Below are 16,009 nucleotides of genomic sequence, written 5' to 3'. Positions count from 1 at the left end.
TCATTGCGCGCCCTCCACGAGGATGCAGCCGAGGACGAGATCGCGCGCATTGCCGATCGCTTCAAGCGTTGCATCGACATCGGCAAGGGTGAGCGCCGTTGGATCCGCGAGGACGACGATGGCGTCGGCGCTGGCGATCAATCCGGCGAGGTGCTGCGCAGCGGCCGTCTGGCAGGCGTTGATGAGGATGAGGTCGCTGTCGGATTGCTGCGCCTTTTCGACATAGCGCGACAGCGTCGGCCGGGCGGGCCGCGACGGGGACGTAGTCGCCGGGAAATGTTCGTATTTCAGAATGGCGGAGAGCGGTGCGGTGTCGGGCCAGTCGCGAGCGAGAGCTGCGGCGAGGCTCGGCGAGGGGCCAGCGCGCAGGCGCGACCGTACTTCCAGACTGCCCGGCGCATAGAGAATGCCGAGTCCTGAATCGATGAGCGCGTGAACGATGTCGGCGACGACGCCGGAGGCCTGCGGAACTGGGCCGGCGGCCAGGAAAAGGACGGTGGCCGGCTGATGGGCCGCGGTGAGTTCCCGCAAGGAGCGCGCGGCCTTAGCTATTCCATTGCCCTCGAGCGGTTCTGTCGAGGAGCGAGGCCGGCGACGGAAACCGAGCACCGAACGCCAACCGGAACGCGGTTTCTCCGCCGTCCTGGCTGGCGCGGCGATGTGGGCAATGATCGGAAATCCGAACCTGTCGAGGGCCTTCTGCTCGGGGCGCCGGAAGCTGGAAAGGACTTCTCTCAGCACGGCGAGGCCGCTGCCAAGCACGGTGCCGAACAGCCCGGCGGCGACGAGGATCATCAGCTTCAATTTCAACGACGACTTCGGCATGGGCACGGCGGCCGTGATCACGCGAGAGTTGTTCATGTTCATCGATTGCTGCTGGGAGAGTTCCTCCGCCCGATTGAGGAAGGTCTTGTAGAGGGTGCGCACCGCTTCGGCTTCGCTTTCCAGCTGGCGCATCTTGATCTGCGCCGCGCTGCTGTCGAAGCTTGTTTTCGTCAGGTTTTCCAGCCGCTCCGTCAAAGCCTTCGTATTCGCGGCGGCGCGTTCGTAGTTCACGCGCATCGACTGGCGCACGCGATCGAGTTCGGCCTGGATCGCCTGCTGCATGTTGGCGACCTGGGAATTGATCGCGCGCAGTTGCGGATGATTGGCGCCGAGATTGGTGGCGAGCTGTGAACGCGTGTCGAGGAGCTGAGCGTAGCGATCCCTCAGCAGGCCGATCGACGTCGACTGCAGCACTTCGGGGATCGCACCGGCCTCGATCGCGCTCATCGTCAGGCTCCTGGCCTGCTCGTAGATCGTCTGCTGCTGTTCCTCGGTGCCGCGCGCGGCAATGAGCTGATCGTTGATGCCGGCGACCTGTTGGTCAATGACCAGACCCTGGCTGCCGGTGCTGACCAGGTCGTTTTCGGCCTTGAATTTCTCGACCGCCAACTCCGCCTTGAGGACGCGGTCGCGAAGTTCGCTCGCCTGGACCTGGAAGGAATTGCTGGCCCGACGGGCGACATCGCCACGCGCCTCGTCGAGTTGTCGCAGATAGACGCTGGCCACGGCATTGGCAATGTCCGCGGCCTTGCCGGCATCGGGGTGCTCGGCGGAGATCGTGAAGACCAGGGATTGGCCGGCGCGCGCGATCGTTACGTGGGACTTGAGGGCTTCGGCGACCGCGACGAGCCGATCGGCTTCGCTAACTGGCTTGGCATTCGATGTCGGTTTCGGGGCAAAGAACGGATCGTTCGCAAGGTCGAGCTTGCGGGCCACGTCGCTCATGACGCCACGCGACTGCATCACGTAGATCTGGCTGTCGAGATTGGATTGGTCCTGCTGGGCGGAGCTGCCGGTCCCCTTGCTGTCGACGGGCTCGGCAGCGAGCCCCAGAGGGTCCAGCAGGATTTCGGCGGTCGAGGCAAATTTGGGGGTCAGTTGCAGTACATAGACCGAGGCAAGCAGTATGCACAACGCGACCGCGATCACGACGTAATGAAACCGTCGCCTCAAGATCCCCGGTAGTTGAAAAATGTCGATGTCCATTTTCCTGCCCAGAACCGCTGGCCGGCCATGTTTCGTTTCTGCGTCGATCGGACGGAATACCCGAGGTGGAGACGGGGTGCCCGCATGAATGGGAGACTGCCGCCGGATCAGAAAGAGGCCGTCGGGCAAGGGCCGGCCGGTCGGTTCCCATCGAAACGATCCTCGCAGATCGTGGTTAACGAGTTCTGAACGAAAGCGGCAAGGCTCGTTAACCTTGAGGTCGTGATGCGTTTCGAGAAAGCGTCCGGCAAACGCGATCTTAAGAGTTCGCGTTGCACCATTGCTCGTAACAATTTGCTCTCACGCGCGTCGATGAACGGCGCCGACAGGTGAAGAATGAAGCGCTTCAATCGGCCGGAACCGGATACCGCCGGAGCGCCGCTGATCGTCCAGGTGGTGCGGCAATACGCGCCCGGACGTGGTGGCCTCGAAGACGTCGTTGCCAATCTCAGCCGGCTTCTCCTGCGGCGCGGCTTTCGCGTGCGTGTCGTCACACTGGACAGCCTGTTCCGCTCGCGCGACCAAAAGCTGGCCGAACACGAGGTCATCGACGGTGTCGAGGTCGTACGCATCCCATGGAAGGGGTCGACCCGCTATCCGCTGGCTCCGGCTGTGTTCCGCCATATCGGCGATGCCGATCTCGTTCATGTTCATGGAATCGATTTCTTCTTCGATGCGCTTGCCCTGACGCGTCCCTTGCATGGAAAACCGCTCGTCGCGACGACCCATGGAGGGTTCTTCCACACACCGAAATTTGCTGCGATCAAGCATATCTGGTTCCGGACCGTGACGCGGCTCTCGGCGCTCGCCTATCGCTCGCTGCTGTGCTGCAGCCGGTCGGACCTGGCGCTTTTCTCCCGGATCGCGCCGCGTCGGGCCGTGCTGGTCGAGAATGGCGTGGATACCGAGAAATTCGCCGGTCTATCCTCGGCCATGGCGCAGCGACGGATCGTCACCATCGGTCGTTTCTCCGTCAACAAGCGGCTCGATCGTCTGTTCGATGCCATGCAGGCCCTCAACGGCGTGTCGCCCGAGTGGAAGCTCGATGTCGTCGGGTCGCCGTCCGATCTTAGTGAAGAAGACCTGCGCCGGGAGATCGCCGGGCGCGGGCTGGCCGGGCAGGTAGCCCTGCACATCGGCGTCGACAATGCGCAAGTGCGCCGGCTGATCGCCGAGGCGTCACTGTTCGCCTCCGCCTCCGAGTACGAAGGCTTCGGCCTGGTCGCCGTCGAGGCGATGAGTGCCGGGCTGGTGCCGGTGTTGCATCCCAACGATGCCTATCGGGTACTCGGCGCGCAGCATCCGGGCGTTTGCCTGGCCGATTTCTCCCGACCGGAGGAATGCGCCGCGCGGATCGAGCAGACCTTTCAAGCCCTGCGCGCCAATCCGGCCGCTACGCGCGCCGACATGATGTCGGGTGCTGCCGTCCATGCCTGGGAGAGCGTTGCCGATCGCTATATCGACGTCTATCGCGCGGCATTGGGCGACAGGCTCCCGCCGCCACTGCGGAGCCTGCCGGCATGACGACCTCGCCTGCAAAGCGACGGGTGCTGATCGTCACCGGTCACCATTTCGCCGAGGCCGCGCGCAAGGTCGACCTGCATTTCATCGCCGACACCTTGCGCGCCGGCGGTGATCATGTGGATTTTCTTGCTTGCCGCCTGAGCTTCCTCAGCCGTTTCCTCAAGGACGGTCGTTTCGACCATGCCAGGCAGCGTCCGCTCAATCGCTGGAACCGCATTGCCGAAGGGCTCGAGGAATTCCTCTGGTACGCGCCCTTCCATCCGATGAACCTCAAATCGCCGCTGCTCAACGGACTGACGGCGCCCGTCTTCCGTCTCTATGATCGATTCCTGCCGAGGGCCGTCATGGCGCGGATGGCGAGCTATACGCATATCCTGATCGAGAGCGGACCGCCGCCGCTGCTCGTTCACCGGATACGCCAAGCCGCACCACAGGCGAGGATCATCTATCATGCAGCGGACCGGTTGCGCACCATCCACGTTCATCCCTGCATCGAGGCGGCTCTTGCAGACGGAATTGGCGATTACAATCTGATTCACATCATGGCCGAAGCGATGCGGGCGGATTTCCCGGACGATGCGCCGATCCTCTATCTGCCGCATGGGATTGCCAAGGAGACCTTCGATCGGGCGACGGTCAGCCCCTATGCCGCGTCGCGCAATGCGGTGAGCGTCGGTGACATGCTGTTCGACGCGCAGGTCATCGACACATTGGCTGCCGCCTATCCAGACTGGACGTTCCATCTGTTCGGCAAGAAGGCCGTGCCGTCCGTGCCACGCGCCAACATCGTCGTGCATGGCGAAGTCGCCTTCGAGACGATCGTTCCCTTCATCAAGTTTGCCGATGTGGGGCTCGCCCCCTACCGTCAGAGCGAGGCGGCGGATTATCTCAGCCAGTCGAGTCTCAAGATGATCCAATACAGTTATTGCCGACTGCCGATCGTCGCGCCGGTCTTCGCGGCGGCGGGAAGAAGCCATATCTGCGCCTACCGCCCGGGCGACGCGGCTTCCGCCGTGGAGGCCTTCCGACGGGCTCAGGCCTTCGATCGGGGAACGATCGAAACTGCGGGCATCCTCAGCTGGGAGGAGGCGGTGCGGCGGCTGTTTGATCACGAAGTGATGGAAGGGCGTGGTCGGCGGCAGCTTTAGACTGCCCATCGAGCGGTCGGCAGATCCCTAGAAGGAAACAAGCCTACGCGCGCCGAGTTGGGCAATTGTGCCGGTGGGCCTCTGGCTCATGACTGTGCCATCCCGAGGGCCCAACGCGATCCGACGTTCTGAGCCCGGCGCCAGGTGGAACCAGTCGTCCTCGGGTCGATAACCATCGACCTCGATATGGATCGACTGGGCGAAGACCGGTGTCGACAACCGTAGAACCCAGCGGCCATCCTCCTCTTCGACGACCGTCTCGATCGGGGCATCGACCATGGCCTTGTCCCGGCCGAGGGGGAAATGGCAGGCCTCGGCGACGAAGCGGCCGGTCTCAGGCTCGATCAGTCGGGCGACCGTCACGTCATGGGACGGTGGACCGAAACGGAAGGCATAGGTCGTATCGAAAAACGCGCCGAACAGGTCGGTTGCCGAAATACGCAGCGTGCCTCGTGCGGCGACGGCCAATGAACGCTTCCCGCTGATGACCGGTTGGCGGCCGTCGCGGAGACAGGTGAGTTCGAGAACGAGTTCCCGGCTGTCGCCCGTCTCGTTCAGCACATGGACATCCAAACCGTTGGTGCCCTCGTCGGTGAGATTGACCTGTACCGGACGGAAGGCGCGTTTGAGCGCGTACCAGACCGGCTTCGGTTCGCCGGTGGAGTCGATGACGCCCCAGCCGGGGCCGGGCGTCAGATCCTGCAACGTCCAAACCAGCGCCCCTTTGCACGTCGATGCGGCGCGGCGCCATTCGGCATAGGTCTCGGTCACGACTTCGCCGGTGACGGCGCGCGACAGGTCGAGATAGCGGGCGGGTTCCTCGCGTCGCAGCCGGGACGGGTCGAGCTTGTAGAGGTCCTGGAGATAGTGATCGCGGACGTCCTCGAAGTCCCAGGATGCACCGCGGTCGCGGGGGACGCGGGCCTTCCAGCGCGGATCATGGACGGGGGCGACGGGCAGGTGGGCATCGAGCGTTGCCTGTTGCGGGACATGGGCAAAGGCCAGGCTCTCTGCGGCAAAGCGAACCTCGGCGCGGCGCGCATCCTCCAGCGGCCGGCAATAGGCGCCGACGCCGTAATAATGGGTGACGCCTTCATTGGGCGAAAACGGCATGGCGCCCCCCGAGGGCGAATTTGCCACACAGGGCACGTCCGGGCGGGTTTCTGCGGCGAGAGACGGCAGGGTCTCCTCGTAGAACGACGTCTTCCAGATGCGCTCGGGCAGGCCCAGCATGGCACCCTGCTGGTAGACCTCGCTGCCGCCGCACAGAACGGCGAGGGAGGGGGAGCCCTGGATGGAGCCGAGGAACTGGCGCATCTCGCGATCGATGCTTGCGCCAAAGGCCTCATCTGCTGTCGGGTAGTCGAAATTGGCGAACATCAGGTCCTGCCAGACCAAAAGCCCCAACCGGTCGCAGAGGCGGAAGAAATCGGCGCTCTCATAGGTCATCGTGCCGCCGATGCGGATCATGTTCATGCCGGCCTCGGCCGCGAGCGTCAGCCACGGCGCATAGTCTTCAGCGGCGCCCGGCAAGCGCAGTATATCGGCATTGGCCCAGACCGCGCCCCGACAAAAGACCGGTTCGCCGTTGACGAAAAGGCCGAAGCCAAGTTCGTCCGGCCCCCGGTCGATCTCGATGCGACGGAAGCCGACGAGGCCGAGCGAATGCGGCTGGCCGTCGATCGTCAGCCGCGCATCATGGAGTTTCGGCTCGCCGTGGGTGCGCGGCCACCAGGGCTCGACAGCAGGAAGGGTGAGTTCGGCGGTCCATTTGCCGTCGTCATCGAGTTGAAGCCGGGTGTCGTCACCGGCGCAGGACAGACGCAGGTCCTTGGCCTCGCCCTCCAGTGCGAAGGACACGAAAAGCCGACCGGTTCCGTCGGGGTCGAGGCCGGCACGGACGGCAAGATCGGAAATCGCGTGCCTGGATCGGCGGATCAGGCTGATCGGCCGATAAGGCCCGACGGGGTGGATTTCGGGGCACCAGCCGGGCATGTGGCCGAGTGGCGTCGTGCGGATCAGCCGCAGGCCTTGATGATCCATCATCTGCGGGCGCCAGCGCGCCCGGGGGCCGCGTTTATCGAGATGGGGCGCAAGGGCCCTGAAGCAGATGGCGATCTCGTCATGGCCGGTGAGGGCAAGGTCCAGATCATGGGCCTCATACATGCTGTGCGAGGCGAGGCGCAACTCGCCATTGATGTAGATTTCGGCAATGGTCGCAAGGCCGGCAAAGCGCAGGATCGCCGGGCCTTCCGCTTCGCCTTCGAGCGAGCGGAAATACCAGGCGTCCTTGTCGTGCAGCGGTTGCGGCTTCTCCGGATCGAAGAGGCCGGCGGCGGCCAGCGCCGAAGCCACGGTGCCTGGAACAGGTGCGGGAATGCGAACGGCGGGGCGATGGACCTCGTTTGGAGCGGCATAGCGTCCGGCCTCGGTGACGAGCAGCGTCCAGCCGTGCTCCAGCGGGCGTTCGTCCGCTGCGAGGTAAGTGGTCATGCCCGTCATCATGCCTCCTCAGGCGAGGGTTTTGCCAAGTTCTTCGATGAGCTTGTCCCAAGCCTCGGCCGCCGGGTCCAGAGCGGATCGCAACGGATCGAACTTTTTCCGCGTGACGGCCCGGGCCAGCTGGAACTGCACGGTCTTGGCCGTCTCCGAGATTTTCAGGGCATGCGCCGCGGCGTCCTCGAATTGCGACGGCGATAGCCAGGCCAGATGGCTGGCAAGAAGCTCGAAGTTCGCGCCGAACTGCCGCAGCGTGTTGAAGGCGTATGTGTGGAAATAGCCAAAGGGCCGCTCCGCGATCGCCTCGACCTGGTTCGGAAAGACCTCGGCAAAAGCGGCGATCGGATTGGCGTCGGGCCGACGGGCGAAATGCCGCATCAGCAGGCGGCGGGCGGTTTCGCGCTGGTGCTCTTGCGAGGGCAATGCTGCGGGGAATTTGGCGAACTCGGTATAGGGCAGGAAGGGCAGGGAGCCTTCCGGCAAATGATGCTGGAAAAGCCCGTCGACGTCTTCGCCTTCGACGCGGAAGAAGCCGCCATTGTGGAAGTAGTCCATCGTCCGGCCTTCGAGGTCGAGGCGGTTGATGGCGACCGTCGTCTTTCCATGCTCCTGGCGATAGCCGACGCCGCGGGTGTCCGGCAAGAAATAGCTGTCCATCTCGACGAGGCAGAGGCGGCCACGGGCGATCTGCGCGGCGACATGGGCCTCGACGCTGTCGAAGATCGCCAGCTCCGTCACGCGGATGCCGTAGAGATCCTCGAGGTCTTCCAGAGGAACCTTGAAGAAGGTCATCTGGTCGCCCTCGAAGTCCTGGGTCAGCGTGAAGCCGAGCATGGCCTCCGGGGCGGCGCCAAGGGTGGCCAGCACCTCGATCCAAAGGTCGACATAGCAGTTGGTCTCCGGCCACATGCGTTCGCTCGCATGCAGCGCATGGGGCGTATAGGTAGCCGGATCCAGTCCGGGAAAGACCGCAGGCGTCACCGGATCAGCCCCAGAGTGCGGCGCGAACCGATGCGGGCCACTGGTCGACGTCGAGGCCATGATGATGGAACAGCGCGAGCGCGATGCGTTCCAGGCCGAAGCCGACGCAGGCTGTGTGTGCCACCGAACCGTCGGCGAGGTTCAGGCCCCATTTCGAGCCGAAGGCGTCCTGGTGATAGTTGAAGCTCATGCAGGCCGTCGGATTGGAGACCGAGGTGATCGGGATCAACAGCTCGAACTTGAGGTTTTGGTCGCGCTGGTTGTTGGCAAGCATCTTGCCGGCGCGGCCGAAGAACGGGTCGTTGGCGACGTCGATCTCGACCGGCAGGCCGACCTCCGCCATGATCTTCACGCCGCGATCCATCCAGGTCTGGCGGAAGTCGGTGACGTGTTGCTGGCTGCCCATGCAGACATATTCGCGCATGCGGAATAGCTGCTGGCGGGCCGGATCGTTGGACGGCTCATGACGGAAGCAATAGGATTGCAGGTCGTAGAGCCCGCCTTTCTCCGGCAGGTTGCCGCGCTTGGCGATCGTCGGATAGAGCGGATAGCAGGCCGCCGGCGTCAAGACGATGTCGGTCGCCTTCTGCTCGGCCGTCCAGTCCTCGTCGGCGTCCATGCATTTCAGCAGGCTGACATGGTCAAGTTCGTTGCCGCAGAAGCTGTGCACGGTTCCGGCCAGCTGCGGGAAGCTCTTCATGTAGCCGCTTTTCTCAAAATAGGCGCGGTTCATGCCCGGCGGGAAACGGATCGCTTCCGCACCGTCGGCAGCGCCATATCGGTCGATCAGCCGCTCGAAGGCGGCGATCACGTCTTCAAACCGCCCACCACGGCCATAGAGGCCGTCGACGCCGGTTTCGATGAGGAGACCGCTTTCGAACAGGCGGTCGAGGAAGCTTACCTGCATATCCATGGTTCTTATCCCAGCAATCCGGTTTCCTGCTTGTGAACAAGCAGCATGGTTGAGGTGTTGGCGAGGATGCGGTCATTGGAGATCATCAGTTCGGCCGAATGCGCGTCGCGCAAATGCCGGCCGAGGCTGTAGGGCGTGCCGTTCTTGTAGCCGAGGATGCCGCAGATGCGCATGGCCTGGTTGATGATCGGCAGGATCATCTCGGAGGAGGCAATCTTCACATTGTTCATCGCCACGGCGAAGCCCATGGAGGACAAGCGGTCCTGATCCTTGCGGGCGGCTTCAAAAGCTTGCAGGCCGTTGACGATGTTGGCGCGGACGACCTGAAGCTGGCTCGACATTTCGGCGAGCTGGACCAGGCCTGGCGGCTGAGTGCCGGGCGATTTGCGAGCGGCGGCGCGCACGAAGTTTTGGGCACGCGCGAAGGCATCGACCGCGATGCCGTACCAAAGCGAACTCCACAGGAGATGCGCGCTTGCCAGCATGGACTGGGCGGCGATCTCGGCAAAGGGTTGCGGCAGGATCTGTTCGGCCGGCGCCTCGCCCTTGAAGATGAAGCCGTCCGAGCAGGTGCCGCGCATGCCGAGCGTGTCCCAGGTCTGGGTGCGCTCGAGCGTGTACTGGTCCTTGAGGAAGACCGTCATCACCTGGTCGGAGGAGGCCGCGTCCTTGTGGCTGCGCGAGGTGATCAGGATGGCGTCGCAGTCGATGCCGTAGGAGATGACGGTCGCGTCCTTCTCCAGATAGCAGCGGCCATCCTTCACCTCGATCGCGCAAATGCTGTTGCGCATGTTGCCGCCGATACCGGCTTCGGTCGTCGCCGAGCCGAGGAGCAGCTGTTCGGTGGCGACCCGGCGCATGAATTCGCGATGCCACTCGGCTTCATGGCCGTGCGAGACGAGGCTCGAAACCTTGATCTGGTGCATGGCGAAGATCATCGCGCTCGAAGCGCAGGCCTGGCCGATAATGGTACAGACCTCGGCGATCTCCGAGGTCGACAGGCCTTCGCCGCCCAGTTCCGAGGGGATCATGATGCCCATCAGCTTGACGGCCTTCATTTCCTCGATCGCCTCGCGGGGGAAGCGTCCGGCCTTGTCGACGTCGTCGGCATAGGCGGCGGCGACGGTGGCAACCCGAATGGCGCGGGACTTCAGGTGCGTCTCTTGGGACTTGGCGGAGAGGTCCATCAGGCGACCTTTCTATCCTCGAGAATGGATTGGATGGTCGCCTCGATCGCGGCGATGCTGGCGAACGACTTGCGGTTCAGCAGGTGATCGGGAAACTCGATATCGAAGGCTTCCTCGAGGCCGAGCATGAGTTGTACCGAGGCAAAGGACGACAGGCCGGCCGCATAGAGATCGCCGTCATTGGCGATGGTGTCGACGGATACAGGCAGGCCACCGAGTTTTGCCAGCAAAGTCCGAATTGTCTCGTTCATCTACTTACCCTTCCCGGATGCTATTCTCCAAAATGCTGGGTAATTTCTTAGGGGCGAAAGCATAAGATTCCGCTAAATGCCGTAGTTAAGGAAAAATGAGCGGTTCTGACATCCGTCAGTGGACCCTCAGCGGGGCATCTCAACGGTTCGCAGGACCAGAAAAATTTGCATCTTTTCCAGAAGGTTGCGACGCTCTCAGGGGTAGTGATGAAGTGCGTTGTGGCGATCGAGGACGGCATAGCGGCCTGGCTCGATTTCGCTTAGCATGCCATCGCCGACGGAGACCTTGCCGTGCCCGCCGGGCAGGTCGAGGATATAGGTCGGGATGCAGAGGCCGGAAACCTTGCTGCGCAAGGCCTTCATGATGGCCTGGCCCTCGGCGAGAGACAGGCGGAAATGGCCGGTGCCTGGCGCCATGTCGGGATGATGCAGGTAATAGGGTTTGACGCGGCATTCGACGAAGGTGCGCATCAGTTCAGCCAGAATGTCCGGGTCGTCGTTGACGCCTTTCAGAAGCACGCTCTGGCTGACCATGGCGATGCCGGCATCGACGAGCCGGGTGCAGGCATCCCGGACGGGTGGCGACATTTCGCGCGGATGGTTGGCGTGCATCGCGACGAAGACCGTCTTGCCGCTCGCCTTCAGCGCGTCGATCAGTTCGGGGCTGATCCGTTGCGGATCGACAGCCGGGACGCGGCTGTGGATGCGGACGATCCTGACATGCGGTATCGCCGCCAGTGCCGTCATGATGTCTCGCAGCCGGCGCGGTGACAGGATCAGGGGATCGCCTCCGGTCAGGATGACTTCCCAGATCTCGGCGTGGGAGGCGATGTAGCGAAGCGCGTTTTCCAGTTGTCCCGGCGTCAGACTGCCGTCGCCCTGGGGGCCCACCATTTCGCGGCGGAAGCAGAAGCGACAATAGACCGGACAGACGTGAACGACCTTGAGGAGCACCCGATCCGGGTAGCGATGGACGATGCCCTCGACCGGGCTGTGGGCGTGATCCCCGATCGGGTCGGCGCGCTCGTCCGTCGTTTCGATCAGTTCCGCCGCCGTCGGTACATATTGCAGGGCAATCGGGTCGGCGGGGTCGGATGGGTCGATCAAGCCCCGCACCGTTGGGGTGAGGGCGACGGCATATCGTGACGCGACGCGATTGAGTGCGTCCCGCTCGTCCGGGGAAACAAGACCGGCACCGATCAGGTCATCGACGCTGTGCAGGCTTTGTGCGGTCACGGCGCCGTCTCCGCGACGGGGGCCCACATCACCTGGTCGATGCGCACGGCGCCTGTTGCCAGCATGACCAGCCGGTCAAATCCCAGCGCGATCCCCGAAGCCTCCGGCATGATGGCAAGTGCTTCGAGGAAATCCTCGTCGAGCGGATAGGTCTCGCCATAGACGCGTTGCTTCTCGATCATCTCCGCCTCGAAGCGGCGGCGTTGTTCGCCGGCATCCGTCAGTTCGCCAAAGGCATTGGCGAGTTCGACGCCGCAGGCATAGAGTTCGAAGCGTTCGGCGACGCGCGGGTCGCTTGCGGATGGACGGGCCAGCGCCGCCTCCGCCACCGGGTATTCGTCGAGGATGGTGAGGCGTCCCATGCCGAGATGCGGCTCGACCTTCTCGACGATCACGCGGCTGAACAGGTCCGCCCAGGTGTCGTCGTCGGCCACCCGCATGCCGGCCTTGCGCAGCTGCGCCGCCAGATGATCGCGGCTCGTTGCGCCGCCGGCCTCCACCGAGCCAAGCAGGTCGATGCCGGCATGGCGCCGAAAGGCCTCGGCAACCGAAAGACGCTCAGGCTCAAGGAAGGGATCGCAGTTCTTGCCACGATAGGAGAAGCCACGCGTCTTCATTGTTTCCCCCGACAGGGCGACAAGCGCCGCCGCATCGGCCATCAGCGTCTCGTAGCCCTCGCCCGCGCGATACCATTCCAGCATGGTGAATTCGGGGTGGTGCAGCGGGCCGCGCTCGCGGTTGCGATAGACGTGGGCGAAACAGGAAATGCGGCGTTCCCCGGCGGCCAGCAACTTCTTGCAGGCGAATTCGGGTGAGGTGTGGAGGTAGAGCGGGGACGCGATGCCGTCATGACCGATCGCTTCGGTGGCAAAGGCGTGCAGATGGGCCTCGTTGCCGGGCGAGATCTGTAGCGTCGCCGTATCCACCTCGATGAAGTCGCGATCGGCGAAATAGGCACGAAATGCCGACTGGATGGCGTTGCGGCCGAGCAGGAAGGGGCGGCGGTCGGCGTGGGCCGAAGGCGTCCACCATGGGGCAGAGGAGCGGCGGCGATCGTTCATTCCGGCTTTCTCGGTCCTTGTTGCAAGGTGGGCTGGCTATTTGGCCGATTTTGGGTTAGTTGCGCCCAGGAAAATTCAAAAGACATCAGCAGGGACGGCGGGTCGTCCTTTACGACGGGTCTTTCGCAGTTACAAGGAATTCCAATGGTCAAGGTCATCGCCTCTTCGGTTCGCAAGGGCAACGTTCTCGATGTGGACGGCAAGCTCTATGTGGTTCTTACCGCCGAAAACTTCCATCCCGGCAAGGGTACGCCGGTCACCCAGGTGAACATGCGCCGCATCGTCGACGGCGTGAAGGTGTCGGAACGCTGGCGCACCACCGAGCAGGTCGAGCGCGCCTTCGTCGAAGACGTCAACTTCCAGTTCCTCTACGAGGACGGCGAAGGCTTCCATTTCATGAACCCGGAATCCTACGACCAGGTCGTGGTCGATGCCGAGACCATGGGCGACCAGAAAGCCTATCTGCAGGAAGGCATGACCTGCATCCTGTCCATGCACGAAGGCATCGCGCTCGCCATCCAGCTGCCGCGCCACGTGACCCTCGAGATCGTCGAGACCGAACCGGTCACCAAGGGCCAGACGGCGTCGTCTTCCTACAAGCCGGCCATCCTGTCCAACGGCCTGCGCACGCTGGTGCCGCCGCATATCGAGGCTGGTACCCGTGTCGTCATCGCGACCGAAGACAATTCCTACGTCGAGCGCGCGAAGAACTGATCTTCGCTCATCATCCGGAAATCAGGCCCGGCATCCCAGGGATGGGATGCCGGGCTTTTCGTTTCGGGTCAGGAACTGATCGCCTTGGCCAGGATGACATAGACCGGGATACCGATCAGGATGTTGAGGGGGAAGGTGATCCCCAGCGCGAGGCTGAGCGAGATGGCCGGCCGGGCCTCCGGTACGGCCAGACGCATGGCGGCGGGAACCGCAATATAGGAGGCGCTTGCCGCGAGCGTCATCAGCAGAGCCGTGTTGCCGACCCCAAGGCCGATGCTGCCAGCGAAAAGCCCGGCAAGGGTGGCGCCGGTCATCGGCATCATAACGGCAAAGCTCAGAAAGCCTGGCGTCAGATCCCGCCAACCGGTGCGCAGGCCGCGGCCCGCCTGGGCGCCGAGGTCGAGCAGGAAGATGCAAAGTGCGCCGGTAAACGGAGCGACCAGGAAAGGCTCGACGCTGCGCAGACCCGTCTGGCCCGAGACCAGGCCGACGACGAGGGCGCCGAGCAGGATGACGATGGTCTGGTTGAGGAAGACCTCGTTCAACACCGAACCGATGCCCGATGCCGGAACCTGGTTTGAAGCACCCTCGGCGCTTGAGGCGCGGGCGCGGTTGATCAGGAGGAGGGCGGTGAGAATGGCGGGGGTCTCCATAATTGCGGCAACGGCCACCATGGCCCCGTCATGATGGATGCCGAGCGTGGTCAGGGCGGTCGCAGCGGCGACGAAGGTCACGATCGAGACAGAGCCGTAATGCGCGGCTACGGCGGAGCGTTCGATCGGGCCTAGCCGTGAGATGAAGCGCAGCAATCGCTCGCCGATCAGCGGCATCAGCGCCGAGAGTGCGACGCCGGCAAGGAGCAGCCAGGCGAGCTGTGCGCCGGCGCCGCCGACCGAGAGGGCGGCACCACCTTTGAAGCCGATCGCGAGGATGAGGTAGACGGCAAGCATCTTGTTCGCGCCCTCGGGAAGGGAAAGCTGTGCGCCGGCAAGGCTGGCGAGAAGGCCGAGAATGAAGAAAAGCACCGGCGGTGAAAGGAGATTGGCTGACGCTATCTCTGAAAATACGGTCATGACGGGGGAACCTGTTGGCTGGCAATGAACGGGTGCGGGTGGCAGAAATGGCCCGAAAAAAGACCGGTAAGCGGTGCTTACCGGTCTCAGACAAACGTGTCTTTGCACTGCTACGGCTGCAGCGCTCGAACGTTTGTGCCGAACTAGCGGATGGTCGACAACTGCCTGCCGAACGGACGGAACCTGTCGGTCGCGGGCGTCGTGCGGGTTGTTTCTGACCGCTCAAGGAAGGCGATCTGCTCCTTCAGGCGAAGCTTGATCTTTTTCAGGGAGCGGACCCGAAACCCGTCCGGCTGCGGGCGCCTTTGCTCGTCGTCGATCTTGTTGGCTACCAGGGCATGGCGGGCCCTGAGGGCTTTGAGCAGTTGCTTCATGTTCGGTCTCCTCTTGTACAAGACAGAGTATCGCGCATAGCACTTGATTGGGCCAATTCATTGATTGTATGGTTCCAATAGTTTTTAACTATCGGAAGTGTCATGCCGTATCGCCCGACCCATCGTCAGCTCGAATACCTCGTGGCGCTTGGAGAAACAGGCCATTTCGGAGAGGCTGCGCGGCGCTGCAACGTGTCGCAGCCGACGCTTTCGGTGCAGTTGGCGCTGCTCGAAAAACAGCTCGGCGCGACCTTGATCGAGCGGATGCCGGGACAGGTGGCACCGACACCGGTCGGAGCCGAGATCATTGCTGCGGCACGGGTGGTGTTGCACGGTCTGGACGAGATCAGGGCTCTTGCGGCCAGCTCCAAGGGCAATCTCGGCGGCAGCCTGCGGCTTGGGGTCGTTTCGTCCTTCGGGCCCTATTTCCTGCCCTATCTTTTGCCTCGGTTGCACAGGGAGCACCGGGATCTCAAGGTCTACATCCGCGAGGATCGTCCCCGCCTGCTGGAGCGGGCGGTCCTGGAGGGAGAGACGGACTGCGCGCTTGGGCAGATTCCGGACCAGGAGGACCTGTTCTCGTTCCGCCACATCTGCCGCGAGCGCATCTATCTCGGCGTCCCGAAGGAACATCCGCTGGCCCGGCTGGAACGCGTGCCGGTCTCGGCCCTCAAAGGCGAGCGGTTGCTGACGCTCGGGCCGGGGCATCGGCTGCTCGATGATGTGCGAAGCCTGGCCACGGTTTCGGGCGCCTTGCTGGCCGAGGACTACGAAGGCTCGAGCCTCGACGCGCTGAGGCAGATGGTGTCGATCGAGATGGGGCTGTCGCTGTTTCCGGAACTCTATGTTCGTTCCGAGTTCGAGAAGGAGCAGAATGTCCGGCTGCTGACGCTGGACGGCTGGTCGGGAGAGCGGCAGATCGGTTTCTTCTGGCGCAAGTCGAGTGCGCGGGGCGGGCACTTCGAGGCGCTGGCACGCCTCGGCGAGGCGGTGGCCCAGTCGCTGTTCTGAGGGGCG

Annotated in this window: 14 protein-coding genes; 4 read left to right on the top strand and 10 right to left on the bottom strand. The window is 63.5% G+C overall.

The window, feature by feature from the left end:
- Entirely contained in the window at positions 1–2,031 is a 2,031-nt protein-coding gene (locus tag RHIZ70P_RS18575; protein WP_115671968.1) for a GumC family protein, read from the bottom strand.
- 336 nt (positions 2,032–2,367) lie between these two features.
- On the opposite strand from RHIZ70P_RS18575, the gene RHIZ70P_RS18570 reads away from it, so the two are divergent.
- Together RHIZ70P_RS18570 and RHIZ70P_RS18565 are read left to right on the top strand one after the other, a co-directional pair.
- Entirely contained in the window at positions 2,368–3,555 is a 1,188-nt protein-coding gene (locus RHIZ70P_RS18570; protein ID WP_115671967.1) for a glycosyltransferase family 4 protein, read from the top strand.
- Positions 3,552–4,703, top strand: coding sequence for a hypothetical protein (locus tag RHIZ70P_RS18565; protein ID WP_115671966.1), 1,152 nt, complete (start codon positions 3,552–3,554; stop codon positions 4,701–4,703). The genes RHIZ70P_RS18570 and RHIZ70P_RS18565 overlap by 4 nt, the downstream gene beginning before the upstream one ends.
- Before the next feature lie 27 nt (positions 4,704–4,730).
- Here RHIZ70P_RS18565 and RHIZ70P_RS18560 read toward each other — a convergent pair whose 3' ends face one another.
- From RHIZ70P_RS18560 to epmA, 7 genes are all read right to left on the bottom strand, one after another.
- Positions 4,731–7,205, bottom strand: coding sequence for a glycoside hydrolase family 2 protein (locus RHIZ70P_RS18560; protein ID WP_115672022.1), 2,475 nt, complete (start codon positions 7,203–7,205; stop codon positions 4,731–4,733).
- A gap of 9 nt (positions 7,206–7,214) precedes the next feature.
- Positions 7,215–8,183 (bottom strand): DUF1839 family protein, encoded by a 969-nt coding sequence (locus RHIZ70P_RS18555; protein ID WP_235842277.1) that lies wholly within the window; start codon positions 8,181–8,183, stop codon positions 7,215–7,217.
- 4 nt (positions 8,184–8,187) lie between these two features.
- The gene (locus RHIZ70P_RS18550; protein ID WP_115671964.1) at positions 8,188–9,096 is read right to left on the bottom strand and encodes an amino acid--[acyl-carrier-protein] ligase; all 909 of its coding nucleotides are present in this window, start codon (positions 9,094–9,096) and stop codon (positions 8,188–8,190) included.
- 5 nt (positions 9,097–9,101) lie between these two features.
- The gene (locus RHIZ70P_RS18545) at positions 9,102–10,283 is read right to left on the bottom strand and encodes an acyl-CoA dehydrogenase family protein (protein ID WP_115671963.1); all 1,182 of its coding nucleotides are present in this window, start codon (positions 10,281–10,283) and stop codon (positions 9,102–9,104) included.
- Positions 10,283–10,534, bottom strand: coding sequence for an acyl carrier protein (locus tag RHIZ70P_RS18540; protein ID WP_115671962.1), 252 nt, complete (start codon positions 10,532–10,534; stop codon positions 10,283–10,285). The genes RHIZ70P_RS18545 and RHIZ70P_RS18540 overlap by 1 nt, the downstream gene beginning before the upstream one ends.
- A 195-nt stretch (positions 10,535–10,729) precedes the next feature.
- Entirely contained in the window at positions 10,730–11,770 is a 1,041-nt protein-coding gene (locus tag RHIZ70P_RS18535; protein WP_115671961.1) for a lysine-2,3-aminomutase-like protein, read from the bottom strand.
- Entirely contained in the window at positions 11,767–12,831 is a 1,065-nt protein-coding gene (gene epmA, locus RHIZ70P_RS18530; protein WP_115671960.1) for an EF-P lysine aminoacylase EpmA, read from the bottom strand. Before epmA ends, RHIZ70P_RS18535 begins: the two co-directional genes overlap by 4 nt.
- 144 nt (positions 12,832–12,975) lie before the next feature.
- Between epmA and efp the strand changes: the two genes are divergently transcribed.
- Positions 12,976–13,545, top strand: coding sequence for an elongation factor P (gene efp, locus RHIZ70P_RS18525; protein WP_115671959.1), 570 nt, complete (start codon positions 12,976–12,978; stop codon positions 13,543–13,545).
- 68 nt (positions 13,546–13,613) lie between these two features.
- On the opposite strand, the gene RHIZ70P_RS18520 is transcribed toward efp, so the two are convergent.
- Together RHIZ70P_RS18520 and RHIZ70P_RS18515 are read right to left on the bottom strand one after the other, a co-directional pair.
- Positions 13,614–14,618 (bottom strand): sodium-dependent bicarbonate transport family permease, encoded by a 1,005-nt coding sequence (locus tag RHIZ70P_RS18520; RefSeq protein ID WP_115671958.1) that lies wholly within the window; start codon positions 14,616–14,618, stop codon positions 13,614–13,616.
- A 143-nt stretch (positions 14,619–14,761) separates the two neighbouring features.
- Complete coding sequence (locus RHIZ70P_RS18515) at positions 14,762–14,992, bottom strand: YdcH family protein (protein ID WP_115671957.1); 231 nt, start codon at positions 14,990–14,992, stop codon at positions 14,762–14,764.
- Positions 14,993–15,094: 102 nt separating this feature from the next.
- On the opposite strand from RHIZ70P_RS18515, the gene RHIZ70P_RS18510 reads away from it, so the two are divergent.
- Positions 15,095–16,003, top strand: coding sequence for a hydrogen peroxide-inducible genes activator (locus tag RHIZ70P_RS18510; protein ID WP_115671956.1), 909 nt, complete (start codon positions 15,095–15,097; stop codon positions 16,001–16,003).
- Positions 16,004–16,009: the final 6 nt, after the last annotated feature.

It is taken from the genome of Paenirhizobium selenitireducens ATCC BAA-1503 (genome assembly GCF_900492185.1).
Taxonomy (GTDB): Bacteria; Pseudomonadota; Alphaproteobacteria; order Rhizobiales; family Rhizobiaceae; genus Allorhizobium; species Allorhizobium selenitireducens_A.
Note: the sequence above shows the minus strand (reverse complement) of the source record. Positions and strands in the feature narration are given on the sequence as shown.

What these genes read in the sequence shown, in the direction of transcription:
- RHIZ70P_RS18570 (WP_115671967.1), top strand. Translation starts at nt 2,368, where the DNA reads ATGAAGCGCTTCAATCGGCCGGAACCGGATACCGCCGGAGCGCCGCTG.
- epmA (WP_115671960.1), bottom strand. Translation starts at nt 12,831, where the DNA reads ATGAACGATCGCCGCCGCTCCTCTGCCCCATGGTGGACGCCTTCGGCC.
- RHIZ70P_RS18545 (WP_115671963.1), bottom strand. Translation starts at nt 10,283, where the DNA reads ATGGACCTCTCCGCCAAGTCCCAAGAGACGCACCTGAAGTCCCGCGCC.
- RHIZ70P_RS18540 (WP_115671962.1), bottom strand. Translation starts at nt 10,534, where the DNA reads ATGAACGAGACAATTCGGACTTTGCTGGCAAAACTCGGTGGCCTGCCT.
- efp (WP_115671959.1), top strand. Translation starts at nt 12,976, where the DNA reads ATGGTCAAGGTCATCGCCTCTTCGGTTCGCAAGGGCAACGTTCTCGAT.
- RHIZ70P_RS18510 (WP_115671956.1), top strand. Translation starts at nt 15,095, where the DNA reads ATGCCGTATCGCCCGACCCATCGTCAGCTCGAATACCTCGTGGCGCTT.
- RHIZ70P_RS18565 (WP_115671966.1), top strand. Translation starts at nt 3,552, where the DNA reads ATGACGACCTCGCCTGCAAAGCGACGGGTGCTGATCGTCACCGGTCAC.
- RHIZ70P_RS18560 (WP_115672022.1), bottom strand. Translation starts at nt 7,205, where the DNA reads ATGACGGGCATGACCACTTACCTCGCAGCGGACGAACGCCCGCTGGAG.
- RHIZ70P_RS18515 (WP_115671957.1), bottom strand. Translation starts at nt 14,992, where the DNA reads ATGAAGCAACTGCTCAAAGCCCTCAGGGCCCGCCATGCCCTGGTAGCC.
- RHIZ70P_RS18520 (WP_115671958.1), bottom strand. Translation starts at nt 14,618, where the DNA reads ATGACCGTATTTTCAGAGATAGCGTCAGCCAATCTCCTTTCACCGCCG.
- RHIZ70P_RS18550 (WP_115671964.1), bottom strand. Translation starts at nt 9,096, where the DNA reads ATGGATATGCAGGTAAGCTTCCTCGACCGCCTGTTCGAAAGCGGTCTC.
- RHIZ70P_RS18575 (WP_115671968.1), bottom strand. Translation starts at nt 2,031, where the DNA reads ATGGACATCGACATTTTTCAACTACCGGGGATCTTGAGGCGACGGTTT.